Annotated in this window: 28 protein-coding genes and 1 riboswitch; of the genes, 13 read left to right on the top strand and 15 right to left on the bottom strand. The window is 45.4% G+C overall.

Annotated elements, in window-relative coordinates:
• Positions 1-37 precede the first annotated feature (37 nt).
• Both asnB and metK read right to left on the bottom strand, forming a co-directional pair.
• Positions 38-1,936 (bottom strand): asparagine synthase (glutamine-hydrolyzing), encoded by a 1,899-nt coding sequence (gene asnB / locus KI350_RS03160; RefSeq protein WP_020452669.1) that lies wholly within the window; start codon positions 1,934-1,936, stop codon positions 38-40.
• Positions 1,937-2,080: 144 nt separating this feature from the next.
• Positions 2,081-3,283 (bottom strand): methionine adenosyltransferase, encoded by a 1,203-nt coding sequence (gene metK, locus KI350_RS03165; RefSeq protein WP_003184586.1) that lies wholly within the window; start codon positions 3,281-3,283, stop codon positions 2,081-2,083.
• Between the two features lie 449 nt (positions 3,284-3,732).
• Positions 3,733-3,870, bottom strand: a riboswitch (SAM riboswitch).
• Positions 3,871-4,064: 194 nt separating this feature from the next.
• Here metK and pckA point away from each other — a divergent pair.
• Positions 4,065-5,648 carry a phosphoenolpyruvate carboxykinase (ATP) gene (gene pckA / locus KI350_RS03170; protein WP_020452670.1) on the top strand — a complete coding sequence of 528 codons (1,584 nt, stop codon included), beginning with the start codon at positions 4,065-4,067 and terminating at the stop codon, positions 5,646-5,648.
• Positions 5,649-5,898: 250 nt separating this feature from the next.
• A complete protein-coding gene (locus KI350_RS03175; RefSeq protein ID WP_020452671.1) occupies positions 5,899-7,083 on the top strand; it encodes a dicarboxylate/amino acid:cation symporter in 1,185 nt (394 codons plus the stop codon).
• Between the two features lie 40 nt (positions 7,084-7,123).
• On the opposite strand, the gene KI350_RS03180 is transcribed toward KI350_RS03175, so the two are convergent.
• Both KI350_RS03180 and KI350_RS03185 read right to left on the bottom strand, forming a co-directional pair.
• On the bottom strand, positions 7,124-7,366 hold the full coding sequence (locus KI350_RS03180; protein WP_009329422.1) for a DUF2584 domain-containing protein: 243 nt from the start codon (positions 7,364-7,366) through the stop codon (positions 7,124-7,126).
• The gene (locus KI350_RS03185; RefSeq protein WP_020452673.1) at positions 7,367-8,191 is read right to left on the bottom strand and encodes an alpha/beta hydrolase family protein; all 825 of its coding nucleotides are present in this window, start codon (positions 8,189-8,191) and stop codon (positions 7,367-7,369) included.
• A 145-nt stretch (positions 8,192-8,336) separates the two neighbouring features.
• Here KI350_RS03185 and KI350_RS03190 point away from each other — a divergent pair, with 145 nt between their 5' ends.
• The 3 genes from KI350_RS03190 to KI350_RS03200 are packed head-to-tail and all read left to right on the top strand — an operon-like array spanning position 8,337 to position 10,881.
• Complete coding sequence (locus tag KI350_RS03190; protein ID WP_043054601.1) at positions 8,337-9,293, top strand: ABC transporter substrate-binding protein; 957 nt, start codon at positions 8,337-8,339, stop codon at positions 9,291-9,293.
• A gap of 12 nt (positions 9,294-9,305) precedes the next feature.
• Positions 9,306-10,070, top strand: coding sequence for an ABC transporter ATP-binding protein (locus tag KI350_RS03195; RefSeq protein ID WP_020452675.1), 765 nt, complete (start codon positions 9,306-9,308; stop codon positions 10,068-10,070).
• Positions 10,057-10,881 (top strand): ABC transporter permease, encoded by an 825-nt coding sequence (locus KI350_RS03200; protein ID WP_020452676.1) that lies wholly within the window; start codon positions 10,057-10,059, stop codon positions 10,879-10,881. The genes KI350_RS03195 and KI350_RS03200 overlap by 14 nt, the downstream gene beginning before the upstream one ends.
• 30 nt (positions 10,882-10,911) lie before the next feature.
• Here KI350_RS03200 and ytkD read toward each other — a convergent pair whose 3' ends face one another.
• The 4 genes from ytkD to KI350_RS03220 all read right to left on the bottom strand — a co-directional run bounded on the left by ytkD (position 10,912) and on the right by KI350_RS03220 (position 12,931).
• Positions 10,912-11,388 carry an RNA deprotection pyrophosphohydrolase gene (ytkD, locus tag KI350_RS03205; protein ID WP_020452677.1) on the bottom strand — a complete coding sequence of 159 codons (477 nt, stop codon included), beginning with the start codon at positions 11,386-11,388 and terminating at the stop codon, positions 10,912-10,914.
• Between the two features lie 180 nt (positions 11,389-11,568).
• Entirely contained in the window at positions 11,569-11,892 is a 324-nt protein-coding gene (locus KI350_RS03210) for a hypothetical protein (protein WP_020452678.1), read from the bottom strand.
• A 47-nt stretch (positions 11,893-11,939) separates the two neighbouring features.
• The gene (locus KI350_RS03215) at positions 11,940-12,344 is read right to left on the bottom strand and encodes a phage holin family protein (protein ID WP_020452679.1); all 405 of its coding nucleotides are present in this window, start codon (positions 12,342-12,344) and stop codon (positions 11,940-11,942) included.
• Between the two features lie 149 nt (positions 12,345-12,493).
• The gene (locus KI350_RS03220; RefSeq protein WP_003184609.1) at positions 12,494-12,931 is read right to left on the bottom strand and encodes a Dps family protein; all 438 of its coding nucleotides are present in this window, start codon (positions 12,929-12,931) and stop codon (positions 12,494-12,496) included.
• 133 nt (positions 12,932-13,064) lie between these two features.
• On the opposite strand from KI350_RS03220, the gene ytzI reads away from it, so the two are divergent.
• Entirely contained in the window at positions 13,065-13,208 is a 144-nt protein-coding gene (ytzI, locus tag KI350_RS03225; RefSeq protein WP_020452680.1) for a YtzI protein, read from the top strand.
• Here ytzI and KI350_RS03230 read toward each other — a convergent pair.
• Together KI350_RS03230 and KI350_RS03235 are read right to left on the bottom strand one after the other, a co-directional pair.
• Positions 13,202-13,645, bottom strand: coding sequence for a FixH family protein (locus KI350_RS03230; RefSeq protein WP_020452681.1), 444 nt, complete (start codon positions 13,643-13,645; stop codon positions 13,202-13,204). The two genes, ytzI and KI350_RS03230, sit on opposite strands and share 7 nt — an antisense overlap.
• Positions 13,646-13,776: 131 nt before the next feature.
• Entirely contained in the window at positions 13,777-14,250 is a 474-nt protein-coding gene (locus tag KI350_RS03235; RefSeq protein ID WP_020452682.1) for an S-ribosylhomocysteine lyase, read from the bottom strand.
• A gap of 137 nt (positions 14,251-14,387) precedes the next feature.
• On the opposite strand from KI350_RS03235, the gene yidD reads away from it, so the two are divergent.
• On the top strand, positions 14,388-14,615 hold the full coding sequence (yidD, locus tag KI350_RS03240; protein ID WP_020452683.1) for a membrane protein insertion efficiency factor YidD: 228 nt from the start codon (positions 14,388-14,390) through the stop codon (positions 14,613-14,615).
• On the opposite strand, the gene KI350_RS03245 is transcribed toward yidD, so the two are convergent.
• Entirely contained in the window at positions 14,612-15,181 is a 570-nt protein-coding gene (locus KI350_RS03245; protein ID WP_025810964.1) for a beta-class carbonic anhydrase, read from the bottom strand. The two genes, yidD and KI350_RS03245, sit on opposite strands and share 4 nt — an antisense overlap.
• Positions 15,182-15,306: 125 nt before the next feature.
• On the opposite strand from KI350_RS03245, the gene KI350_RS03250 reads away from it, so the two are divergent.
• Positions 15,307-16,488, top strand: coding sequence for a GTP-binding protein (locus tag KI350_RS03250; protein ID WP_065643696.1), 1,182 nt, complete (start codon positions 15,307-15,309; stop codon positions 16,486-16,488).
• A gap of 98 nt (positions 16,489-16,586) precedes the next feature.
• Positions 16,587-17,618, top strand: coding sequence for a metal ABC transporter substrate-binding protein (locus KI350_RS03255; RefSeq protein ID WP_065643695.1), 1,032 nt, complete (start codon positions 16,587-16,589; stop codon positions 17,616-17,618).
• 81 nt (positions 17,619-17,699) lie between these two features.
• Here the strand turns inward: KI350_RS03255 and KI350_RS03260 are convergent, their stop codons facing one another.
• Positions 17,700-17,945, bottom strand: coding sequence for a type B 50S ribosomal protein L31 (locus KI350_RS03260; RefSeq protein WP_065643694.1), 246 nt, complete (start codon positions 17,943-17,945; stop codon positions 17,700-17,702).
• A 192-nt stretch (positions 17,946-18,137) separates the two neighbouring features.
• Here KI350_RS03260 and KI350_RS03265 point away from each other — a divergent pair, with 192 nt between their 5' ends.
• Genes KI350_RS03265 through KI350_RS03280 form a run of 4 tightly spaced genes read left to right on the top strand, consistent with a single transcriptional unit; the run spans position 18,138 to position 20,968 of the window.
• Entirely contained in the window at positions 18,138-19,463 is a 1,326-nt protein-coding gene (locus KI350_RS03265) for a cytochrome ubiquinol oxidase subunit I (protein WP_023855818.1), read from the top strand.
• Positions 19,464-19,500: 37 nt separating this feature from the next.
• Positions 19,501-20,544 (top strand): cytochrome d ubiquinol oxidase subunit II, encoded by a 1,044-nt coding sequence (locus KI350_RS03270; protein ID WP_025810962.1) that lies wholly within the window; start codon positions 19,501-19,503, stop codon positions 20,542-20,544.
• A gap of 44 nt (positions 20,545-20,588) precedes the next feature.
• Complete coding sequence (locus tag KI350_RS03275) at positions 20,589-20,750, top strand: DUF1540 domain-containing protein (protein WP_075212789.1); 162 nt, start codon at positions 20,589-20,591, stop codon at positions 20,748-20,750.
• Positions 20,751-20,776: 26 nt separating this feature from the next.
• Complete coding sequence (locus KI350_RS03280) at positions 20,777-20,968, top strand: hypothetical protein (RefSeq protein WP_020452690.1); 192 nt, start codon at positions 20,777-20,779, stop codon at positions 20,966-20,968.
• 161 nt (positions 20,969-21,129) lie between these two features.
• On the opposite strand, the gene menC is transcribed toward KI350_RS03280, so the two are convergent.
• The 3 genes from menC to menB form a co-directional block, all read right to left on the bottom strand.
• On the bottom strand, positions 21,130-22,239 hold the full coding sequence (menC, locus tag KI350_RS03285; RefSeq protein WP_020452691.1) for an o-succinylbenzoate synthase: 1,110 nt from the start codon (positions 22,237-22,239) through the stop codon (positions 21,130-21,132).
• Between the two features lie 12 nt (positions 22,240-22,251).
• The gene (locus KI350_RS03290) at positions 22,252-23,688 is read right to left on the bottom strand and encodes an o-succinylbenzoate--CoA ligase (RefSeq protein ID WP_025810961.1); all 1,437 of its coding nucleotides are present in this window, start codon (positions 23,686-23,688) and stop codon (positions 22,252-22,254) included.
• A 77-nt stretch (positions 23,689-23,765) separates the two neighbouring features.
• A complete protein-coding gene (menB, locus tag KI350_RS03295; RefSeq protein WP_020452693.1) occupies positions 23,766-24,584 on the bottom strand; it encodes a 1,4-dihydroxy-2-naphthoyl-CoA synthase in 819 nt (272 codons plus the stop codon).
• Positions 24,585-24,588: the final 4 nt, after the last annotated feature.

Below are 24,588 nucleotides of genomic sequence, written 5' to 3' on the forward strand. Positions count from 1 at the left end.
AGAAGGTTTTCGATTAACGAAAACCTTCTTTTTTGACTTAAACGATAATGACTTCTTTTGGCTGATGGTTCAGTTCTTCCGGTACAAAGCGCTTTTCAACGAAAATGCTGTGCCAGATCATAAAGATGAGAACCGTCCAGATTTTGCGGCTGTTATCCGCTTTGTTGGCGCAGTGGTCTTCAAGAAGCTGAAGCACGTAATCTTTATGGATATATGCGTCTGTCTCGCTCTCTTTAATGATGTTCACGGCCCAGTCATGCATTTCGTTTTTCAGCCAGTGGCGGATCGGCACAGGGAACCCTAGCTTTTTGCGGTTTAAGACATGATCTGGAACGATGCCTTCCGCCGCTTTTCTAAGCAGATATTTTGTCGTGCCGTTTTTCGTTTTCAGCTCTTCCGGAATTTTGGAAGCCGCTTCAAATACGACTTTGTCCAAAAACGGAACGCGGAGTTCCAGTGAATTGGCCATCGTCATTTTGTCGGCTTTCAGCAAAATGTCACCGCGCATCCATGTGTGGATATCGACATACTGCATTTTGTTAATTTCGCTGTAGGACTTGCTTTCTTCAAAATATGGCTTTGTCACGTCACAGTAAGAGAGGTTGCTGTCATACTGGCGAAGAAGTTTTGATTTCATGCCTTCTTCAAAAATCTTTGCGTTGCCGATATATCTCTCTTCAAGAGGTGTACAGCCCCTCATTAAAAAGCTTTTCCCTTTCATTCCTTCCGGCATCGCTGAAGCTACGTACAGAAGCATCTTTTTCAGCGGGGACGGAATTCGTTCAAACGGCTTTAATGAAAGCGGCTCCCGGTAAATATTATAACCGCCGAACAACTCATCTGCTCCTTCTCCGGACAAAACAACCGTAACTTGCTTCTTCGCTTCCTTCGCGACAAAATACAAAGGAATTGCAGCAGGGTCTGCCAACGGATCATCCAGATGCCAGACGATCTTTGGAAGCTCGTTCATATATTCTTCAGGGGAAATGATCGCGCTGAAGTTCTCCACGCCGACCCTATCAGCGGTTTCTTTCGCAACGTCAACTTCGCTGAAGCCTTCATGTTCAAAGCCGACAGAGAACGTTTTTAAGTTGGGATGAAATTGCTTTGCCACCGACACGATAAAAGAAGAGTCGATGCCTCCGGAAAGGAAGGAACCTACAGGTACATCGCTTCGCATATGGACTTTTACGGAATCAAAGATCGCGTCTCTTACTTCCTGAACAAGCTTGTCTTCTTCGGTCTGAACAGGCTTGAATTGAACTTTCCAGTATGTTTTAAATTGAATATCCTCGCCCGGGCGGACAGTAAACTGATGGCCCGGTTCTACTTTTTGCACCTTTTTGTCAAGCGTCTCAGGCTCTGGTACAAATTGGAATGACGTATACTGCTGAAGCGCTTTTTCATTCAATTCCAAATCGGCATCAACAGCCATCAGGCTCTTTCTTTCTGACGCAAAATAAACATGGCCGTCCGTTTTCGTAAAATAGAGCGGCTTAATGCCGAACGGATCGCGCGCTCCGTATAGGAGCTGTTCTTTTTTATCCCAGATTAAAAAAGCAAACATTCCGCGCAGCTTGGAAGCAGCTTCCTGTTTGTAGTGGCGGTAAGTCGCAAGCAAAACTTCCGTATCTGAATCGGTTTTGAACTCGTATCCTTTTGAAATAAGTTCGTCTTTCAGTTCTATATAGTTATAGATTTCTCCATTAAAAATAATCCAATAGGAATCATCTTCATAAGACAGAGGCTGTCCTCCGTTTTCCACATCGATGATGCTGAGCCTTCTAAATCCGAAGCCTACATGCTCATCATGATAGTACCCATCATCGTCCGGACCGCGGTGTACAATCATTTCATTCATTTGTTTAATCAGTTCTTCCTGGGCTGCTGTCTCGGATGATGGGCGATGATTGAATACCCCTACAAATCCACACATAGTATTGCCTCCGATTTTTTAAATTTCGTGCAGAAATCAAAGTCTGCTTCTTGATTAGACAAGTGTTTAAAGAAAAACGTTTCACATCCGCCCGCTTTTTGCCATCGAAAAACAAAGCCGCTTATGAAAGCGGCTATGCGGTTGTTATTCTCCTAATGCATCTTTCTTCAGCTGATCTGCTTTGTCTGTGCGCTCCCAAGGCAGATCGAGGTCGAGGCGGCCGAAATGTCCGTAAGCTGCCGTTTGTTTGTAAATCGGACGGCGAAGATCGAGCATTTTAATAATGCCGGCAGGTCTTAGATCAAAGTTTTTGCGAACCACTTCGATCAATGTTTCTTCACTGGCTTTGCCTGTACCGAATGTATCGATTGAAATGGATACCGGCTGTGCGACACCGATCGCGTAGGCAAGCTGCACTTCACAGGAATCAGCAAGGCCTGCGGCGACGATATTTTTCGCTACATATCTCGCAGCATAAGCTGCAGATCTATCAACCTTTGTCGCATCCTTACCGGAAAACGCTCCGCCGCCGTGACGGGCATATCCGCCATAGGTGTCAACGATGATTTTGCGTCCTGTTAAACCGGCATCCCCCTGCGGTCCTCCGATAACAAAACGGCCCGTAGGATTAATGAAGTACTTCGTGTTTTCATCGATCAGCTCTTTTGGCACTACCGGGTTGATGACGTGCTCTTTCAGATTGCGCTGAATTTGTTCAAGCGAAATCTCAGGGTGATGCTGAGTCGAAATGACAATTGTATCGATGCGAATCGGCTTGTTGTTCTCATCATACTCAACAGTTACCTGTGTCTTTCCGTCCGGACGAAGATACGGCAGAATTTCCTCTTTGCGGACTTCTGTCAAACGGCGAGACAATTTATGAGCAAGCGAAATCGGCAGAGGCATAAGTTCCTTTGTTTCGTTGCAGGCAAAACCGAACATTAAACCTTGGTCTCCGGCTCCGATCGCTTCAATTTCAGCGTCGCTCATTGCTCCTTCACGCGCTTCAAGCGCCTGGTCGACTCCCATTGCAATATCTGGCGACTGTTCATCTATAGACGTTAAGACCGCGCAAGTTTCGGCATCAAAACCGTATTTTGCACGTGTGTAGCCAATTTCTTTAATCGTTTCGCGGACTGTTTTCGGAATATCGACGTAAGTGGACGTCGTGATTTCACCGCTTACCAGCACCAATCCGGTTGTCACAGATGTTTCACAGGCAACGCGGGCATTCGGATCTTTCTTTAAAATTTCGTCTAATATACTATCCGAAATCTGGTCGCAAATTTTGTCCGGATGTCCCTCCGTAACTGACTCTGATGTAAATAACCGACGGTTTTTGCTCATTTATGTTTCCTCCTGTATATGAAGATCAGCCGTGATCTTAAGTATGATACGGATCTCGTCCCTCTTGATTATATGACGATACTCGGGCTTCATACGCTCTCGTTTTGAAACAATTTCCATATGCTATTCTTGACGAGATTCTAAGTCAAAATTCCTCTTAATAGAATTTTTCCTGACTGGCTGCCCGGCTAGACCTTTCACGTCCTGTGAAAAACGCCCAGTACCTTCCTCCTGCTTGATACTCGGCTAAAACCTTTCACGTCCTGTGAAAAACGCCCAGTACCTTCCTCCTGCTTGATACTCGGCTAAAACCTTTCACGTCCTGTGAAAAACGCCCAGTACCTTCCTCCTGAAGGCAGTTTTTTTAGCAATTTTTGGATCTCGATTTATGCAATAAAAAAACCTTTTCCTATTCGCTGAGGAAAGGGTCTGGTATTGCGTGCCTTTCACTCTTATCGCTCAAGGTATTGAACACCTTGCATCAGGTTAGCACCGTAGTTGTCTCAGAAACTGTTTTTTTCCATTAATAAGAGAAACCGGTTGCTGGGTTTCATTGGGCCTGTCCCTCCACCAGCTCGGGATAAGAGTATCCGCTCAATGAAATATCTTATCTTAAAATGGCTTGTTATGTCAATATCGGCCGCAATAAATTTAAACTTGTCTTTCGAGAAAAAACCCGAACGAAAAATGAAGAAACGGTATAGACTATAAGAGTAAATGTGTTATACTAATTCTACATTAATGTTATACACATTAAAAAACACGCAAAGGAAGGTTTTTTATGAATTCTGTAGATTTAACAACTGACTTACAAACGTTATTAATGGGCGAAAACGTTCAGCTGAACTTATCCGTTCCCCTTTTGGTTGAAAAAGTCCTTGAACGCAAAGAAGGAGTCTTAACATCTTCCGGAGCCGTGCGGGCTACAACCGGTACATACACCGGCCGCTCGCCAAAAGACAAATTCATTGTGGAAGAAGCGAGCACAAAGGACAAAATCGATTGGGGCGCAGTAAACCAGCCGATTTCAGAAGCCGCCTTTGACCGGCTGTACACAAAAGTGCTCAGCTATTTAAAGGAACGCGATGAATTGTATGTATTTGAAGGGTTTGCAGGAGCAGACGAAAAATACCGGCTTCCGATTACAGTTGTCAACGAGTTCGCCTGGCACAACCTGTTTGCAAGACAGTTGTTCATCAGACCTGAAGAACATGATAAAAAACCTGAAGAACAGCCGTTTACGATTCTTTCCGCTCCGCATTTCAAAGCCGATCCGCTTATTGACGGGACCAGATCTGAAACATTTATCATCGTGTCGTTTGAAAAGCGTACGATTTTAATCGGAGGCACCGAATATGCCGGAGAGATGAAAAAATCGATTTTTTCTATTATGAATTATCTTCTTCCTGAACAAAACATTTTACCGATGCACTGTTCGGCAAACATTGGCGAGGAAGGCGGAACAGCTCTCTTCTTCGGATTGTCAGGCACAGGCAAAACGACGCTTTCCGCCGATCCGAAACGGAAGCTGATCGGTGACGACGAACACGGCTGGTCCAGCACAGGCGTTTTCAACATTGAAGGAGGCTGCTACGCCAAGTGCATTAACTTAAGCAAAGAAAAAGAACCGCAGATTTACAATGCGATCCGCTTCGGTTCCGTTCTTGAAAATGTCGTGGTTGAAGGCAAAACCGGGGAGCCGGACTATTCCGACGCATTCTATACGGAAAACACGAGAGCGGCTTACCCGATTGATGCGATTGACAACATCGTCAAGCCGAGCATCGCAGCACACCCGCAGACCATTGTATTTCTGACGGCAGATGCTTTCGGCGTGCTTCCTCCGATCAGCAAGTTAACGAAAGAACAAGCCATGTATCATTTCCTGAGCGGATATACAAGCAAGCTCGCCGGCACCGAACGCGGGATCACCGCTCCTGAAGCCACATTCTCGACCTGCTTCGGTTCCCCGTTCCTTCCGCTCCCTGCACATGTGTACGCTGAAATGCTCGGAAGAAAAATCGATGAACACGGCGTCAGTGTCTTTCTCGTCAATACAGGCTGGACCGGCGGCGGATACGGAACAGGGGAAAGAATGAGCCTCGCTTATACGAGAGCGATGGTTCAGGCTGCGATAGAAGGAGAACTGGATAACGCCGAAATGAAGACTGACCGCATTTTCGGACTTCATTCACCGGTCCATGTTCCGGGTGTGCCTGATCAAGTGCTTGACCCGGCTAAAACTTGGACAGATGAAAACGAATACGAGGAAAAAGCGATCCACTTGGCGAATGCATTCAAAAAGAATTTCAAAAAATTCTCTAATACCGAAAACATTGAAAAAGCCGGAGGACCGCTCGTATAACTCAACCCGCTTGCAGCAGCGCAGGTATTCTGCGCTGCTGCAGTTTATTAAAAATCCGCTTCGCCTGTCAGCGGCCGATGCCATTTTCTGGACAATGATTAAAACGACAATCAAGCACGGCCTGTGATAAAACGCTTCCAATTCGCGGCTGTTATTATTTGAAAATACAGACTTTTTTTATTTTTAACAAAAGAAATCTTTCATATGATAATATGATAAAAACATTTGTATATATCAGGAGGACACATCTATGAAATTTGGATTACTGCCGAGAATTATGACGGCAATTGTTCTTGGTGTTATCGTCGGAAGCTTTGCTCCGCTTTGGTTTGTCAAAACAGCCGCTACTTTCAATGATATTTTTGGAAACTTCATTAAATTCGTCATTCCTTTTATTATTATCGCTTTTATTATTCCCGGCATCGGACAAATCGGCCGCGGCGCCGGAAAAATCCTTGGCATTACAGCAGGTATCGCCTACACGTCAACCATTTTTGCCGGCCTCCTGGCGTACCTTGTCGGATCAAATCTTCTCCCCGCGATCATTTCCGGCCATCAGCTGCAGGAATTTAAAAATCCGGAAGAAGTTTTGCAAGCAGGATTTTTCACCATTGAAATGACGCCGTTTATGAGCGTGATGAGCGCACTGATTTTTGCTTTCATCATGGGAATCGGAATCGCTTATCTGCCCGGAAAAACATTAAAAAACGCATTCGATGAATTTCAAACGATCGTTGAAAAGCTGATATCATATATTATTATTCCGTTACTGCCTGTTCATATTTTCGGTATTTTCACCAATATGACGTTCGGCGGTCAGGTGCAGACAATCTTATCCGTATTTGCTAAAGTTTTCGTGATGATTATCGTGCTTCACCTCGTCATACTTTTGATTCAGTACTCCGTTGCGGGCGCTGCAAACGGCAGAAATCCGCTGTCGCTGTTGAAAATCGTGGCGCCGGCATACTTCACTGCGCTCGGCACACAATCGTCAGCGGCAACGATTCCCGTCACGTTGAGACAAGTCAGAAAAACGGGAGCAAGCCAAAAAGTGGCTGACTTCGCCGTTCCGCTCCTGGCCAATATTCATTTGTCAGGTAGCACGATTACACTGACGAGCTGTGCAATGGGCGTAATGATTCTAAACGGTCAAACACCGACTTTTTCGATCATGATGCCGTTCATTTTAATGCTTGGCGTCACAATGGTCGCAGCGCCCGGTGCCCCGGGGGGTGCCGTTATGGCCGCGGCCGGACTGCTGCAGTCGATGCTCGGCTTTAATGAAACCAGCGTATCATTGATGATCGCACTTTACCTTGCTCAGGACAGCTTGGGTACAGCAACGAACGTGACAGGAGACGGCGCTCTCACCATGCTGATTCACAGGCTGACTTCCAAAAAAGGAATCGGAAAAGAGGAAGATGTGCCTGCATAATACAGAAAAGCCAAGGACGCTATCCGCGCCTTGGCTTTTTTTAATTCGTCGAATTTAATGATACGAGCCTGTATGTTAAATGAGTCCGTCCGTCTGACCATTCAAGGCGCTCCGCCTGCGCGGTGCCGGTAATGTCGCCCCGCTTAGTCTTTCTGACTTCAAGCGGCACATGAAGAGGGTAAACCCGATAACCTTCTTTTTCAAGTGTAAACACATTTTCCTCAACCCGTGTTTCTTTTCCTTTTGTCACAATCATTGTATTAAATTCAACTGGCATTCCCACCTAAAGTCCCCCTCCTTTTCTCTTTTCTTTTAGTTTACCATAACTTGTCCAAGGCCGGCTTTTCATCCATTGAGACAATTCTCTTACAATCCGCCTATTTTCCCGCGGAGGAAAATAGTGGGTATATCGACTGAAATACCACGTATCCACAGACTTGTTTCTTTGCAGAAGTTCGCGTTCTAGACGCCGCGCATGCTCGATGGAGACATTTTCATCGTTTGCTCCGTGGATCAAAAGCACGGGCGCTTCGATCTTCTCCAGCTCGTCAAAAGGCGTCCTCCATTCGTACGCTTCAGGAACCTTTTCAGGCGTCCCGCCGATGACCCGCTTCATCATCCGCCGCAAATCTTTGCGTTCGCGATAGGTCATAACCATATCGCTGACACCGCCCCAAGACACAAACGAAGCTGCAGCTTCTTTCATTTCGATTGCCGTTAAGATACCCATGATCCCGCCGCGGGAAAAGCCAAAAATGTGTACGCGTCCATCTTTTACCAGGTCATGCTTCTGCAGAAGACGAAAAGCGGCAAAAGCATCTTCCCGGTCATCACCCGCAAAGTCTTCATCGCCTTCTCCTCCTTGATTGCCTCTGTAAAACGGAGCAAGAACGACAAAGCCCTGTGAAGCGAACTGGACGATTCGGCCCGGTCTGACCATCCCGACGTTTTTAATTCCGCCGCGCAAATACAAAAATCCGTCATAATGTCCGGGAGCGGCCGGTTCCGCCAAGAGCCCCTTAACCTTGAGTCCTTGTGAAAGGTATGTGACGGAAAACAGACGCACCTTTTTGTTCGGCGATGGAAACCTTCTTTTTTCTAACCACATTCGTCACGTCACCTCTTTTTTAATCCGTAGCTGCCCCTCACACCTGTTTAGTATATAACATAAACTATTTTATGCCGAAAATAACCGAAATCAAAGGAGGGAAATCGGTTTGAAGCGTTTCTTTTTTACCATATTATCCTTCATTATGATGCTGTTTATCCTCGCTTCATGCGGCGGTCAAAAGCCCGAAAAGATCCGTCTCGCGGAAGTGACCCGTTCCGTTTTCTATACGCCTTTATATATCGCCTTGTCTGAAGGTTTGTTTAAAGAAGAAGGCCTTGATGTTGAACTGAAAACGACATGGGGTGGAGATAAAACGATGACTGCCCTTCTGTCAAACGGTGCCGATATTGCGCTTGTCGGCTCGGAAACGTCAATATACGTGAATGCCCAGGGCGCAAGCGATCCGGTGATTAATTTTGCACAGCTTACCCAGACGGACGGAACATTCCTCGTCGCCAGGAACGATGCGGGGCATTTCAGCTGGGATGATTTGAAAAACAAAACGTTCCTTGGCCAGCGCAAAGGCGGAATGCCGCAGATGGCGGGCGAATTTGTCCTGAAACAGAAAGGCATTGATCCCAAAAAGGATGTGGACCTGATCCAAACGATTGATTTCGCGAATATCGCAAACAGCTTTGCATCTGGTACAGGCGATTATGTTCAATTATTTGAACCCCAGGCCTCCATTTTTGAAAGAGAAGGCATCGGCCGCATTGTCGCCTCCTTCGGAAAAGAATCGGGCCGAATTCCATATACGACATTCATGGCTAAACAAAGCTACTTAACAAAAAACGAAGAAGCGGTCGAAAAGTTCACCCGCGCGGTTTACAAAGCGCAGCAGTGGGTAGAGACGCACTCTGCAAAAGAAGCTGCCGAAAGCATTCAAGATTATTTTAAAGATACCGAGCTTTCAATCATTGAATCTTCAATCGAACGGTATAAACAACAACGGTCTTTTGCCCTTGAGCCTGTTTTGGCTGAAAAAGAATGGAACCAGCTTCAAACCATCATGGATGAAGCCGGCGAGCTGCCGAAGCGCACCCCTCATCAAGAGCTGGTCAATACAAGGATCGCCGAAAAGGTCACAAAAAATCACTAGGAGGTGGCCGCAGTGTCTTTTTTGCAAGTTCAGGATGTCACACATACTTACTTTTCATTAAAGGAAAAAACAGCAGCGCTGGAAAACGTCAGCATTGAAGTCGAAAAGGGCGAATTTGTTTCGTTTCTCGGCCCAAGCGGATGCGGCAAAACAACACTTTTATCGATCATCGCCGGCATCGTTTCCCCCACGGAAGGACGCATCTTGGTGGAAGGGCGCACGCCTGACGAAGAGGATCGGCACATCGGTTATATGCTCCAGCAGGATTATTTATTTCCCTGGAAAACCATTGAGGAAAACGTCTTAATCGGTTTGCATATTTCCAAAAAATTCGGACCGGAAACAAAGGAGACCGCTCTCGGCCTGCTGAAAAAATTCGGGCTTTACGAGGTTGAAAAAAAGTATCCAAAAGAGCTCTCAGGCGGTATGAGACAAAGGGCGGCGCTTGCCCGCACACTCGCTGTCGATCCCGATATCCTCCTGCTTGATGAACCTTTTTCAGCCCTTGACTATCAGACAAAACTAAACCTCGAAGATTTGGTGTTCAACACGTTAAAGACGTATCAAAAAACAGCGGTGCTCGTGACTCATGATATCGGTGAAGCGATCGCGATGAGCGATCGGATATTGCTATTTTCAAAGCAGCCGGGCACCATCCATAAAACATTTGCCGTTCCTGAAGCGATCAGGAAGCTGACACCGTTTGAAGCGAGACAGGAACCGGAATTTCAGCCCCTCTTTCAGAACATATGGAAGGAGCTCAATGACCTTGAATAACAAACATCTGAAATCAAAAATTGGCTTCCTTCATGAGGATTTTTTAAAGGAGCAGCAAGCCGAAAAAAGGCGGGTCCGCTTTTATCAAATCGTGATTTTCATCGTTTTCTTTTCACTGTGGGAAACCGCAAGCCGTCTGGCGTGGATCGATCCGCTGATCTTCAGCTCTCCTTCAGCCGTCTGGGCGCTTTTCCTCGAAAAGATGGGAGACGGATCATTGCCGGGGCATATCGGTGTCACCGTATTTGAAACCATCCTCGGCTTTCTGGCCGGAACATTGCTTGGAACTTTTCTGGCCGCCCTCCTATGGTGGTTCCCGAGGCTCTCCAAAATATTGGATCCGTATCTTGTCGTCTTAAATGCGATGCCGAAAGTGGCGCTAGGCCCCATTCTCATCGTGGCGATCGGCCCCAGCTTGACGAGTATTATTGCAATGGGCGCCATCATCAGCGTTATCATTACGACAATCGTCGTCTACACGTCCTTTCAAGAAATCGATGAAAATTATTTAAAAGTCATGAAAACATTCGGTGCAACGAAACGCGAGATTTTCAAAGAAGTCATTCTGCCCGCTTCCATTCCGACAATCATATCTACACTGAAGGTCAATGTCGGCTTAAGCTGGGTCGGCGTCATCGTAGGAGAATTTTTAGTGTCGGCTCAAGGCCTCGGCTATATGATCATCTACGGCTTTCAAGTCTTTAATTTCAACCTCGTCATGCTGAGCCTCCTGATCATCGCCGTCTTTGCAACATTGATGTATCAGGGTGTCGAGCTGTTGGAAAGAAAGTGGATGAAAGGCAGAGTATAACATGAAAAAACCCTGCAAATGCAGGGCTTTTTATTTGATGATGCCGGCCTTTTTCAGCTTTTCAAGACTGATCGTCAGGACGGAATCTTTCATTATAAAACTGTAATTTCTGTTTTTAGCGATATCTTTCGGGAGGCTCTTCAGCAAAACAGGGCCATTTGTCTCATAGTATGTCTGCTGTTTTTCGATCTTTTCGATATCGGCAAAATAAATATTTTTGACGATCACTTTCTCTCTGCCAAGAACTTTATATTGTCCGAGATAGGTCAGCTTTCTTACGACAGCGCCTGTTTCTTCCTTTACTTCCCGCAAAGCCGCTTCCTCAGCATTTTCGCTTGGTTCGACTTTGCCGCCTGGGAATTCACGGCCCCTGTCTTTATGATTTGTCAACAGCCATTGATCTTCGTAACGGCAGATCACCCATACATGCTTTGGTTCTTTTGAAAAAGGTTCCTTTTCAAAAGAAAGCTGAACCGTATTACGGTAAAAATCTTTAAATTCGTACATCCTAATCCCTCTTATCCGTTTCCTTGCTTCTTCCACTCATCATATCATATATTGGTTCTTTCGGTAGAGTTTTTGTCCAGTTCAGCTCAGTAATTTTATCGTTCCCTCGGGAACTTCAGTGTCCATTTCTGAGTGAGAAGGCGGCAAGGCTGGGTAACTCCGTGCTTGATGGTGCTTCGTTTAATCTGCTGAATTGAGTTCGGCAAGGCCGTTTTCACTGATAAACGACTTCGTTTCTTCATTGCCCAGACGGTAAAGCATCGAGTAAATGTCTTTGCGCAGTTCGTCCATTTTGTCATTTGCACTGTCATAATGGTATTCGACTGCCGGCACGTGAGCTCTGAAAAAGTTTATCCAGTCTTCTGAATACAGCTGATCAAAATATTCCCTTAATATAATGATGTCATCATCTGTCGCTGAAATTTGAAATTCCCACGGGGAAGCGTCTGAGCTCTGTGAAATCATTCCATCTTGCACCGAAACATAGTATGTCCTTTTTTCCAAGGCCAATCATCCTTTTTCGTGTTAGTATGACCAGTTGTGTTAAAATGTTACGGCTTTCCCCGGAGTTTTTCCTTTATGGTATTTAAAATATCCAATAACATCTGCGGCACGGGGATTCCTAACGAATGAGCCGTGCTTATGATTTGAAACGCTTCATATAAAATATAAAACATAATAGAAAAATCGCGGATCGAACTGCCTGTTTGCAGCATCTGATCAAAAAGGTGGGCAACGGATATAAGAAAGAGCGTCACCAATTTTTTCGCCAGCCTTGTAAACAGCCTCTTCATTGTAAAGCGATCTTCCACACATTCGTTCAAGCTTTTGCTGACAAATTCAATTCCCATGAGCGTTATTAAGATCATAAATAAATATTCGATTCGGCCAAACAAAAATCCGATGGCTGATAAACCGATTGTAAAGAGCGAAAAGATGCTTAAGTCCTTAAACATATGCTTCAACATCCTTTCAAAAAAGACTTTTCATAGCTTATCCTATGAAAAAAGACTTTGAAAGGCTTGGATGAATTGTTTGACAATTTCTAAAAAAGGCTTTAAAAAGAACGAAAATAAAAAAAGCTCAGGCATTGCCCGAGCTATTCTTACCCTAAGTAGGCTTTCAGCATCCAGTTGTGTTTTTCGATCGATTGATGAATCGCGAGCAGCATGTCTCCCGTCGTTTCATCATTGACTTCATCGGCAAGCTCCATTCCGCTTTTCAGCTCCTCAGCCACCGTTAAAAAGTCATTATAAATATTTTGCACCATTTGTTCAGCAGACTCGCTTCCGTCCGCTTCTTTAATCGCGGACATTTCCAGGCATTCCTTCATCGTTCCGACCGGGGAGCCCTGTATAGCCAAAAGGCGTTCAGCCAAATCATCGATATGCTCTGCAGCTTCTGTGTAAAGTTCCTCAAATTTTTCATGCAGCGTAAAGAAATCTTTCCCTTTCACATACCAATGATAATTATGTAGCTTTACATATAGAACGGTCCAGTTTGCGACTTGTTTGTTGACGGTTGCTTTCAATTTTTCAGACATAAGGTCGTCCTCCTTTTCGTTTACTTTTGATTTACCCGTTTAGCTTGTGCAGGAAACATTTCTTTTACTCTTTATCATGATTTTCTTTGCCTGATATGGTAAACTGTTGGAAAAAGCTATTCGGAGGTAAGTGATGATCCTCTTTTGGATTATTGTAGGAATTCTGATTACAGGCGCCGTTCTGGCCGTATCGCTTGTCACAACATCAAAAGCTTATGACTACAAGCATGAAGTCGATCCCCTTCCGTCGCGGGAAGAAGAACAGCCTCATCAGTGATGGTGGGCTTCTTCTTTTTCATCTTCTTCAGTCACATCCGTTGCTTTCCCTACCTTAATGTCTGCAACCGGCATTGTATGCTGTTTTTTCGCCGTGACATGGACTTGAACTTTGTAATGGCCATCTTCAGGAAACGCTTTTTCAATGCTGTATACGCCTTTTCCTTCATTCTTCGCTTTGATTAGCTCGCTATCTTCCTTGCTCCCGGCCTTCCAGCATTCAAACTCCACATCATCGGCATCTGCAACAGGCTCGTCCCCATAGCGCACGGTCGCTTTTATGACAGCCTTTTCATTTTTGGCCGCCGCTTCTGGAGCCGCCAGTTTTGCCGTCAGCACTTTGGGCTCCTCATCCGATGCCGCCTGCTTGTCCCCCTGGCTGCAGGCTGAAAGACCGACTGCTAAACATAAGAGAATAAACCATTTTCCCAAACGCATCCTATCACCCTTCTTCTATGATATGTATTACAATATAAAGTGTAGCAAAGTTCAGGGATATATGGCATTATTTTCTTTGTGAACAAAAAATGAAAACCGGCTCTTTTCTGAGCCGGTTTTTTTCAAACGTTTTATCCAAACACTTTGAGCAGATCTTCTTTATTTTGCGAAAGCCAAAAACGCATCATGCGCTTTGCGCCCTCTAGATCGTGAAGCTTTGCCTGGCCGCACTGTTTTTCGTTAGCCGCCGGAATTTCAGTCACTTCAACGGCTTCTTTGAACGTATCCTCAAGCAAATCAACGATTTCTTCCACTTTCGGTTCACCGCTCACCACCAGGTAATAGCCTGTTTGGCAGCCCATCGGCGAAATGTCGATAATATCAAAGTGGTCATATTTTTCCGCATACGTGCGGATCGTAAATGCAAGAAGATGCTCCAAAGTATGAATTGTATCAGGTTTCATAGCCTGCTTATTCGGCTGGCAAAAACGGATATCAAACTTGTTGACGACGCCGTCCGATCCCACTTTATGGACGCCGCAGTGTCTGACGTAAGGCGCTTTTACTGCATTATGGTCAAGTTCAAAACTTTCAACTGAAGGCATGTTTCCTCTCTCCCCTCTAATCGGTCTTTTTGTATTATATCATACTTTACCGATAAGTTTTCAGGTCAATGCTTTTCCTTTTTATGAGTTTTTTGCTTATATTATAATAAGATCAAAACAAAAAAGGTGCGAAAAACATGAAAACCTTATTCCTGCTGCTCATCCGCTTTTATCAAAAATGGATATCACCGGCTCTTCCGCCGACATGCCGTTTTTATCCGACATGCTCCAATTACGGCCGTGAAGCGATCGAAAAGCACGGCGCATGTAAAGGCGGATGGCTCACCATTAAGCGGATTCTGAAATGCCATCCGTTCCATCCCGGCGGGATAGATCCCGTTCCGGAAAAAAAGCAAAAGGATTAACGTTCTTCCGGATATCCGTTGACAATAAGATCCAGTCTGCCTGTTTCCGGATTGATGACAAGTCCGTGAACAGGTACTTCCTCCGGCATCAGCGGATGGTTTCGAATCACGCTTACACTATCCCTGACGCTGTCCTCTACAGAATCAAAGCTTTTCAGCCATTGTTCAAAATCGACGCCGGAGTACTCAAGCGTCTCAATCCGTTCTTTTGGAATGCCTCGCTTAACGACTTTATCCAAAAAGCTGGCGCAGCTCAGCTTGCTCATTCCGCAGTCATGGTGGCCGATCACGCATACTTCATCAGCGTTCAGTTCGTATACCGCAACGAGAATGCTCCGCATAATACTCCCGAAAGGATGAGCCACGAGTGCACCCGCGCTCTTAACGATCTTCACGTCCCCGTTCCGCATATTCATGGCATGAGGAAGCAGCTCGACAAGCCTTGTGTCCATGCAAGACAGAATCACCATTCTCTTATCGGGAAACTTGCTTGTTTGGTATTTTTGATAGTCCTGCCGCTCAACAAACTGTTGATTGAACTGTAGAATGTTCTCCAAAAGTTTCATGGCTCATTTCCTTTCTAAACGCTTTTTATATCTAAATATAACATATTTCTTGTATTTTTTTCATAAGTCAAGTAAGATTTCCATTGTGCAAATCGAAATAATTACGTTTTAAAGGAAGTGAAAACATGACGCAAAACCTGATTCCTGTCACTGTTTTAAGCGGCTATCTCGGGTCCGGGAAAACGACGCTGCTGCAGCATGTTCTGCATGAAGCGCACGGCATGAAAATCGCCGTGATCGTCAATGACATGAGTGAAATTAATATCGACGGCTCCCTCGTGAAAAAAGGGGATCTTATCCGCACGGATGAAAAGCTTGTCGAAATGCAGAACGGCTGCATTTGCTGTACGCTGAGAGACGATCTGCTCATCGAAGTCCAAAAGCTGGCGGAGAACGGCGGAATCGATTATATTCTCATCGAATCTTCCGGTATCAGCGAGCCGATTCCCGTTGCCCAAACCTTTACTTACAAAGATGAGGAGCTGGATATTGATTTAGGCAAATATTGCAGGCTTGATACAATGGTCACCGTCGTCGACGGCAGCCGTTTTTTTGAGGACTTCGCTTCGGGGGAAAGCCTTTTGGAACGGAAACAGGCGGCAGATGAAACAGACAGCCGTGAAGTGGCCGATCTTTTAATTGAGCAAATCGAATTTGCCGATGTCCTCATTTTGAATAAAACTGATTTACTCAATAAAAAAGAGCAAGAAAAGCTTTTCTGGTCTCTGAGAAAACTGAATCCGGACTGCAGAATCATTTCCTCGACATTCGCAAAAGTGCCGCTTTCGGCCATCATGAATACGAAATCGTTCGATTTTGAAAAATCGAGTCAATCAGCGGGGTGGATCAAAGAACTGAATAAAGAGCACACACCTGAAACAGAGGAATTCGGAATTTCTTCCTTCGTCTATCAAAAACAAAGGCCTTTCCATCCTGAAAGACTGAAGCGCTGGCTTGAAAACTGGCCGCCTCATATTATCAGAGCAAAAGGCTTCTTCTGGCTTGCTTCTCGAAATGACACAGCAGGCCTTCTGTCCCAGGCAGGCTCTTCTCTGATGATCCAAAGCGCAGGCCCCTGGATTGCAGCGTCTCCCGAGGAAGAACAAAAGCTCGCGTTTGAAGAGGATCCCCATTTAAAAACGGACTGGGATGAAACATACGGAGACCGGAAAACGGAAATCGTTTTTATCGGCATTGACATGAATCAGGAAGACGTGATCCGCTCCCTGGATCAGACCCTTCTTACAGATAAAGAAATGAATTCAGACTGGTCGGCCTTCCATGATTCACTGCCTGAGTATATTTAACTATCATTTCCTCTTTTCAAATCGTAATTATTACGATACAATGATACAGGACCATTAAATCGGAACCATTACAGTTTTACATTGAGAGGAGAAATACCATGAAAAAAACATTCGGATTAGCATCTGCATTCATTCTTGCTGCCGGATTAGCAGCCGGTTGTTCAAGCAACGGCACTTCCAGTGAACAAAAAGAAAATAAAGACACGCTGGATATCTATACAACCATTTATCCGCTTGAAGACTTCGCCAAAAAGGTCGGCGGAGAATATGTGAACGTCAAAAGTGTTTACCCGCCAAACGTTGAAGCGCACACTTACGAGCCAAGCTCAAAAACGATGGCGGAAATTTCCGACTCGGATGCCTTTATATACTCTGGAGTCGGTGTAGAAGGATTCGCAGACAAAGCTGTAAACACATTAAAAAACAGCAACGTCAAAATCGTCAAAGCCGGAGAGGGCATTGACCTTCTGTCACGTGAAGAAGAAGGCGAACACGATGACCATGCACATGAAGAAGAACATGGTGACCACGATGAGCATGCTCACGAAGAAGAACATGAACACGGAGAAGCCGAAGGCCATGATCATCATCACGACCATGGAGATCATGACCCGCACGTATGGCTTGATCCTGTCCTTGCTGAAAAAATGGCCGAAAACATTAAAGACCAACTCGTAAAATTAGATCCGGAACACGAAAAAACGTTTACGAAAAACTATGAGTCTCTAAAAAAAGATTTGGAGCAGCTTGACAAAGACTTTAAACAAACCGTTGACAAAGCTGATAAAAAAGAAATTCTCGTCTCACATGCCGCCTACGGCTACTGGGAAAAACGCTACGGCATTAAACAAATAAGCGTTCTCGGCCTTTCGCCTACTGAGGAACCTTCACAAAAGCAGCTTGAAAACATTGTTAAAACAGCGAAAGAACATAATATTAAATACGTCATTTTTGAAAGCAATGTCAGCAGCAAAATCTCCGAGATCATCAAAAAAGAAATCGGAGCCGAAAGTCTGACGATGAAAAACCTTGAATCTGTAACAAAAGAAGACATTGAAAGCGGCAAAGATTATACTACCATCATGAAAGAAAACCTGACCGTCTTGAAAAAAGCTTTATCAAACAAATAACAAAGATCAAGCGCATGAGACCTCATGCGCTTGTTTTTTTATATGGACGAAAAAAGACCGGAAACATCCGGTCTTTTTCATTTAATCCATATTAAATCTTTTCTTGAACTGTTCGACCCTTCCGCCTCTTTCGTTGAATTTCTGTCTTCCGGTATAAAACGGATGGGTGTCTGAGCTTACTTCAACTTTTATAACGGGATACGTCTTGCCGTTTTCCCACTCGGCCGTCTCATCGGAAGTTTTAGTTGAGCGGCTTAAAAAACGGTACCCGCTGTTTACATCCTGAAAGATCACTTGATAAGTTTTCGGATGAATATTTGGTTTCATATGCCATTCCTCCTAACAAAACGTAATAATTACGTTTTATTATATACCTTTCATATGTTTGTGTCAAAAATGAATGTTCATTTGCCATGTTTTGATCACCTTATCCATTTTAACCGCTCACAGGAAGAATAATCTAAAAAAGGCGGTAAACAATAAAAAGCAAAATGGTGTAAATGAAAGGTGGTTTTCCGGATGAATGACTTGATTTTTGCAAGAAGCCTTTTCGGAACAACGATGGGGTTCCATATTATTTTCGCCTCGCTCGGTGTCGGAATTCCTTTAATGATTTTGCTGGCCGAGCTGATCTATCAAAGAACGAAAGATCCCCACTACGCCATTATGGCCAAAAGATGGACGAAGGCACAGGCCGTGTTGCTCGGGGTCGCCATACCGACAGGAACCATTGCCGGAACGCAGCTCGCCTTGCTTTGGCCGGGATTCATGGAAGTGATCGGGAAAGTCATGTCCCTCCCATTTCAAATTGAAATCTACGCTTTTTTTATTGAGGCATTATTTATGTCCATTTATGTTTACGCAGCCGATCGGCTGACTCCCCTTATGAGAATTACAGCTGTCATTTTTATCGTTATCGGAGCAGCCGCATCAGCCATCTTAATTACAAATGTGCACGCTTTCCAGGGAACGCCTGAAGGCTTCAAAATCGTGAACGGCGAAATTACAGATGTTCAGCCGTGGACGGCGTTCTTCAACAAAAGCTTTGTGGCTACAGCAGGACACGTTGTCGTCTCCGCTTTTATGACGGGCGCGTTTATTATTGCGACGATAGCCGCCTACAAAATGCTCCGAAACCGCGGTGATGAAAAAGTCTACGCCCTTCATAGAAAAGCGCTGCTGCTCGGGCTGATTGTCGGAGGAGCGTTTTCTCTGGTCACGGCTCTGAGCGGACACGAATCCGCACAGCTTCTTCACCGCTACCAGCCTGAAAAACTGGCGGGCGCAGAAGGGCTTTTTGAAACTCAGTCCCACGCTCCACTTGCGATCGGCGGATTTACTGATGAAAAGACGCAATCGGTCAAATGGGCGATTGAGATTCCTTGGGCTTTAAGCTTTTTGGCCGACAACCGCTTTGACACCGTTGTAAAAGGACTGAATGACTTTCCAAGGGATGAGTGGCCTCCTCTGTTCATTCATACTTTGTTCAACGGCATGGTTTTTATCGGCAGCCTTTTGATTGTTTATGCCGCTGTCGGTTTTATTTGGAGAAAAGTCATGAAAAAAGACCGCTTTCCCCGCTGGATGCTGGCCGTGTTTATAACCGGCGGCCCGCTCGCTTTGCTTGCAATCGAATTGGGCTGGGTTTTCGCTTGCACCGGAAGGCAGCCTTGGGTCATTTACCATATGCAGAAAACGTCCGAAGTAGTGACATCCTCCGGCTCGATCGGCATATTGTTTCTTTTGTTCTTTATCGTCTACATCATTTTAGGAGCAGCGGTGGTGTTCGTATTGCAATATTACTTTAAACGCCACCCTGTCGAAGAAGATTTAAAAAGCAGCTGAATGCACAAAAAAACAGAAGGGAAGTCATATGATGCAACTGGATGGAACAACAGATGCCCTGCTGGCTATTTCGATCGTCTGGGGATTTATATTTATCTACGCTGTGATGGCGTCAATGGATTTTGGAGCGGGATTTTGGTCGATGATCTATATGAACAAAAAACAGCTGAAAGCAACCAATATTGCAAACCGCTACCTTTCCCCGACCTGGGAAGTGACCAATGTTTTCATCGTCGGAATCGTCGTGGCCCTTTTCAGCTTTTTCCCGGGCGGCACTTTTGTGCTGGGAACGGTGCTTTTGCTTCCTGGCAGCATTATTTTATTGCTTTTGGCGATTCGAAGCGGATTTTTGGTCTTTTCGCACGCTGCAAAAGATTATGAAAGGGCGTTGACTTACGTTTCAGGGATCAGCGGCTTTATCATTCCGGCTGTTTTAATCCTTGTCTTGCCCGTGACACACGGCAACTTCGTATATCAGGTAGACGGAAACCACCAATTGGATTTTATTAATTTGTTTTTAAGCCCTCATGCCTATTCTTTTATGGGCTTTGCCATTTTCAGCACGCTGTTTCTGTCTTCATTGCTGCTGGCTGATTTTTCAAATGTAGCCGGAGAAAAAGACGCGTATCAGGTCTACCGCCGAAACGCTTTAATCACCGGCCCGCTCGCTTTGCTTATGTCATTCAGCATCATGATGACCATGAGGACGGAAGCCCGCTGGCTTTATACAAAAATGATGGACGGGCTTCCGTGGCTGATTTTATCGTTTTTGCTGTTTCTCGTCGCATTTGCGGCTTTGTTTCTGCCAAACAGACATAACAGCGACCGGCAGGGAAAGCCTCGCCTCGCCGTCATCGCCATTACGCTGCAGTATTTTACGGCGAGCTATGTGTACGGGAGAGCGCACCTTCCTTACATGGTCTATCCTGATGTCACGATTCAATCAGGCTTCACCGCGCCGGAGACATTCAGGGCGCTGTTCATCTCCTATATCGTCGGTTTTATTATTTTATTCCCCGGCTTTTATTATTTCTGGAAATTGTTCATGAAGGACAAGAGGTACATCAAACAGCATGAATAAGGTTAAGCTAAATGTGTACAACTTTTAAAGGGGGCCAAAATGATATGGAACAAAAAATACTGTGTGAAGTCAGCAACTGCACCTATTGGGGCCAGGGAAACAAGTGTACAGCCGACGCCATTTATGTCGTCAGCCATGCTGAAGGTGAAAAAGCTTCTAATAGCAAAGAAACGGATTGTAAAACATTTAAACCTGAACATCATTAAAGCGGATGAATGAAGGAGGGACAGTCATGAATAAAGAGTCGCTGCTACAGGCTTTTTATCAGGAAATCCACGGGGCGGACGAAACCGCATTTCAAAAAGCCGCCTGCTCCTTCATGAACTTATGGGATTATGAATACGGATGTCTGGACGGGCTGCCGGATCAAGCGGACCGGCTGATCGGACAGATCGTACACGAAGATTTGCTTTTGGGCGATTAAAGGAAAGGGCTGTCATAAAGGCAGCTCTTTTCATATTTTTAAAAAAACCGGCTTGAAAGCCGGTCCAAACGAGAAGGGAATAATGTACAGCTTTACTATACATGAGAGGCCGTCCATTTAACAAAGCTTGAAAATCTGGAAATCAGCGTTTAAAACAGCCTTTACTGTTTGAAAACATCTATTTTAGATGAATTCTTTCTTAAAACATGAGTATCCACTTCAAAGCCCATTCCCGGTCGGCTTGGAACCTGAATATAGCCGCCTTCGATGCGGATTTCCGGTTTTACGATATCCTCTTCCCAATACCTTGAGGATGAAGAAAGATCCCCGGGAATCAAAAACTGCGGAAGAGAACTCAGCGCAAGATTGTGTGCTCTTGAAATACCGGTTTCAAACATGCCGCCGCACCAGACAGGCATTTGATGTTCTTTGCAGATGTCATGGATTTTCAGAGCTTCTGTCAAACCGCCGACTCGGGACGGCTTAATATTGATAATTTTGCAGCTGCCGAGCTCGATTGCCTTTCGCGCATCATCAGCAGAACGGATGCTTTCGTCAAGACAAATTGATGTTTTGATATGTTTTTGCAGATGGCGGTGGTCTACGATATCATCATCCGCCAAAGGCTGTTCGATCATCATTAATTTAAATGCGTCAAGCTCTTTAATCCGGCTGATGTCTTTTAATTCATAAGAAGAGTTGGCATCCGCCATCAGCGGCACCTTCGGAAAATGCCGGCGTATTTCCTTTAAAAGCTCTATATCCTGCCCCGGCTGAATTTTGATTTTTATTCTTTGATAACCTTCTTTTACATATTGTTCAATTTCCTCAAGCATATCATCCAATGGAGCAAGACCGACGACGACCCCGGCAGGAACTTCTGTTTTTACTCCGCCCAGCGCCTCTCTTAAAGAGATCCCTTTTTTCCTGGCGTAAATGTCCCAAAAGGCGGCTTCAAGGCCGGCCTTTGCCATTCTGTTGCCTTTGAATCCGCGAAGCGTCTCGGGCACTTCTGAAGGGTGTGTGAATGATTCGCGCAGCACAGCCGGAATCAAAAAATCTTTTAGCATGTGGTAACATGTCTCCGTTGTTTCTTCTGTGTACCACGGAGATGAAAAAGCGGATACTTCCCCCCAGCCTGTCACCCCTTCCCGGTCAGCAGCTTCTATGATGATAAACTTGCGATCCTGAAAGGTTTCCAAGCTTGATTTAAAAGGCTTTTTCAGCCGCATGCTGAGATGGTACAATGTCAGCTGTTTGATTTGAATCATGGCGCTCTCCTTCTACAATTGATGTCTCATCAGTTTATTCGAAGCATTTCTCGGCAGCTTGCCGACAAAATGAAAGGCTTTAGGCACTTTATAGGAAGCAAGCCGTTCTTTGCAAAAGTCGCTCAGCTCCTCTTCATCAACAGGGCTGGCGGCGACAAGATAGGCGTGGGGAACCTTTCCCCAAGTTTTGTCATCGACCCCTTTTACCCCCGCTTCCGCAACTTTGGGGTGTGACAGAAGAACGGCCTCGACTTCAGCCGGATAGATGTTTTCTCCCCCTGATATGATTAAGTCTGAACGCCTGTCCAGCACGTATAAAAATCCGTCAACGTCAAGATACCCGATATCACCGGTTTTAAACCAGCCATCATTGAATGAGGCTTTGTCTGCCGCCTCATTTTTTAAGTAGCCCTTCATAACGGTCGGCCCTTTTACGGTTATTTCTCCATGTTCTCCGGGTTGGCATTCCGTGCCGTTCTTTTCGATTTTAATGCTTGATGCAAACAGCGGCTTGCCGGCTGAACCGAGCTTTTCAATCGAGTATTCTGGGGCGAGGGTGGCAATCTGTGAGCACGTTTCAGTCATTCCGTATGACTGTACGACAGGCAGCCTCTTTCTTTTGCATTCCTCAAGGAGAGAAAGCGGAGCAGGCCCTCCGCCCAGTAACAGGCACCTTAATGATTCGGGGCAGCTGTCGACTTTTGCCGCAAGCCTTGACAGCATCGTCTGAACGACCGATGCAATCGTTACTTGATTGTCTTTGATCGAACGGAGAACTTCTTCCGCGTCAAACCTTTGATGTAAAACAACTGTCATTCCGTAAATGACCGATTTAAAAAGAGCCGATAAGCCGCTGATGTGGAAAAGCGGCAAGGCGATCAGCCAGCGATCGTGTTCTTGGAGCCCCAAATTCAAAGCGGATGAAACCGCGCTGAAATAATGGTTGGCAAATGTCTGCATAACCCCTTTCGGCCGTCCTGTCGTTCCGGACGTATACATAATTGTGGCTGCATCGTCCAAATGAATGCTCTCGATTTCCGTAACCGGAGGGCCGGCGGCGTTTTGAACGTCTTCAATGTCAACAGCGCGGGCCGGCTTGCCCTCTCTATGCTCTTCCAGGAAAGGCTGTTCTGTAAGCAATAGCTTTGCTTCCGAGTGTTCAATTTGATATGTTCGTTCGGCCATTGACAGCTTCGTATTCAGCAAAACGATGCGAACTCCGAGAATAAAACAGGCATGGACGGCGATAACCATCTCCAGCCGGTTGGTGAGAAGTACAGCCGCTGTATCCCCTTTCCTCAGACCAAAGCTCTTCAGCTGCCCGGCCGTTTTTTTTGCTTCATGAAACAATTGATTAAAAGTCAGCTTGTGATCCCCCTGAATCACAGCCATCCTGTCAGGAGTCAGCTCTGCTCGCTGTTTAAGCCAATTCGGATGGTCCATCAGCATATCATCATCTCCAAAAAATATCTTGAATGATAAAAGAAACAGCTCAGTCGCACTAAGCTGTTTCTCTCTTCCGTCTTTTAAGGAAAACGCGGGAACTGTCCGAAATCTGGACGGCGTTTTTCTTTAAACGCATCGCGGCCTTCTTTCGCTTCATCTGTTGTGTAATAAAGCAGTGTCGCATCTCCGGCAAACTGCTGGATGCCTGCAAGCCCGTCCGTGTCGGCATTAAAGGCCGCTTTAAGAAATCTGAGTGCTGTCGGGCTTTTCTCAAGCATTTCTTCACACCATTGAATCGTTTCTTCTTCAAGCTTTTCAAGCGGTACAACCGTATTGACAAGGCCCATTTCCTTAGCTTCCTGAGCGTTGTATTGACGGCACAGATACCAGATTTCACGCGCTTTTTTATGACCGACGATACGAGCCAGATAGCCTGATCCGTAGCCTGCATCAAAGCTGCCGACTTTCGGCCCTGTTTGTCCGAAAATTGCGTTGTCTGCAGCAATCGTCAAATCGCATACGATGTGGAGCACATGGCCGCCGCCGATCGCATAGCCTGACACCATCGCAACAACAGGCTTCGGAATGACGCGGATCAGCCGCTGAAGATCAAGAACGTTCAGACGTGGAATCTCGTCTTCGCCAACATAGCCGCCGTGTCCTCTTACCTTCTGGTCTCCTCCTGAACAAAACGCTTTATCGCCGGCCCCTGCAAGGATAATGACACCGATATTGGCATCATCCCGCGCATATGCAAACGCATCGATCAGTTCCGAAACCGTTTTTGGACGAAATGCGTTATGTACCTCAGGGCGATTGATCGTGATTTTGGCGATGCCGTTATATGTTTCATATAATACATCTTCGTATTGACGTTCGCTTTTCCATTCTACAGTCATAGAT

It is taken from the genome of Bacillus sp. J41TS8 (genome assembly GCF_018333035.1).
Lineage (GTDB): Bacteria > Bacillota > Bacilli > Bacillales > Bacillaceae > Bacillus > Bacillus paralicheniformis.

Excerpts from the sequence above, each read along its gene's own strand:
- pckA (WP_020452670.1), top strand. The coding sequence starts at position 4,065 with ATGAATTCTGTAGATTTAACAACTGACTTACAAACGTTATTAATGGGC.
- menC (WP_020452691.1), bottom strand. The coding sequence starts at position 22,239 with ATGATTCAAATCAAACAGCTGACATTGTACCATCTCAGCATGCGGCTG.
- KI350_RS03260 (WP_065643694.1), bottom strand. The coding sequence starts at position 17,945 with ATGAAACCAAATATTCATCCGAAAACTTATCAAGTGATCTTTCAGGAT.
- KI350_RS03245 (WP_025810964.1), bottom strand. The coding sequence starts at position 15,181 with ATGAAACTTTTGGAGAACATTCTACAGTTCAATCAACAGTTTGTTGAG.
- KI350_RS03235 (WP_020452682.1), bottom strand. The coding sequence starts at position 14,250 with ATGCCTTCAGTTGAAAGTTTTGAACTTGACCATAATGCAGTAAAAGCG.
- KI350_RS03255 (WP_065643695.1), top strand. The coding sequence starts at position 16,587 with ATGAAAAAAACATTCGGATTAGCATCTGCATTCATTCTTGCTGCCGGA.
- menB (WP_020452693.1), bottom strand. The coding sequence starts at position 24,584 with ATGACTGTAGAATGGAAAAGCGAACGTCAATACGAAGATGTATTATAT.
- KI350_RS03220 (WP_003184609.1), bottom strand. The coding sequence starts at position 12,931 with ATGTCTGAAAAATTGAAAGCAACCGTCAACAAACAAGTCGCAAACTGG.
- KI350_RS03275 (WP_075212789.1), top strand. The coding sequence starts at position 20,589 with ATGGAACAAAAAATACTGTGTGAAGTCAGCAACTGCACCTATTGGGGC.
- KI350_RS03280 (WP_020452690.1), top strand. The coding sequence starts at position 20,777 with ATGAATAAAGAGTCGCTGCTACAGGCTTTTTATCAGGAAATCCACGGG.
- KI350_RS03290 (WP_025810961.1), bottom strand. The coding sequence starts at position 23,688 with ATGCTGATGGACCATCCGAATTGGCTTAAACAGCGAGCAGAGCTGACT.
- KI350_RS03200 (WP_020452676.1), top strand. The coding sequence starts at position 10,057 with ATGACCTTGAATAACAAACATCTGAAATCAAAAATTGGCTTCCTTCAT.
- yidD (WP_020452683.1), top strand. The coding sequence starts at position 14,388 with ATGAAAACCTTATTCCTGCTGCTCATCCGCTTTTATCAAAAATGGATA.
- KI350_RS03265 (WP_023855818.1), top strand. The coding sequence starts at position 18,138 with ATGAATGACTTGATTTTTGCAAGAAGCCTTTTCGGAACAACGATGGGG.
- KI350_RS03175 (WP_020452671.1), top strand. The coding sequence starts at position 5,899 with ATGAAATTTGGATTACTGCCGAGAATTATGACGGCAATTGTTCTTGGT.
- KI350_RS03185 (WP_020452673.1), bottom strand. The coding sequence starts at position 8,191 with ATGTGGTTAGAAAAAAGAAGGTTTCCATCGCCGAACAAAAAGGTGCGT.
- metK (WP_003184586.1), bottom strand. The coding sequence starts at position 3,283 with ATGAGCAAAAACCGTCGGTTATTTACATCAGAGTCAGTTACGGAGGGA.
- ytzI (WP_020452680.1), top strand. The coding sequence starts at position 13,065 with ATGATCCTCTTTTGGATTATTGTAGGAATTCTGATTACAGGCGCCGTT.
- KI350_RS03250 (WP_065643696.1), top strand. The coding sequence starts at position 15,307 with ATGACGCAAAACCTGATTCCTGTCACTGTTTTAAGCGGCTATCTCGGG.
- asnB (WP_020452669.1), bottom strand. The coding sequence starts at position 1,936 with ATGTGTGGATTTGTAGGGGTATTCAATCATCGCCCATCATCCGAGACA.
- KI350_RS03215 (WP_020452679.1), bottom strand. The coding sequence starts at position 12,344 with ATGTTTAAGGACTTAAGCATCTTTTCGCTCTTTACAATCGGTTTATCA.
- KI350_RS03190 (WP_043054601.1), top strand. The coding sequence starts at position 8,337 with ATGATGCTGTTTATCCTCGCTTCATGCGGCGGTCAAAAGCCCGAAAAG.
- ytkD (WP_020452677.1), bottom strand. The coding sequence starts at position 11,388 with ATGTACGAATTTAAAGATTTTTACCGTAATACGGTTCAGCTTTCTTTT.
- KI350_RS03230 (WP_020452681.1), bottom strand. The coding sequence starts at position 13,645 with ATGCGTTTGGGAAAATGGTTTATTCTCTTATGTTTAGCAGTCGGTCTT.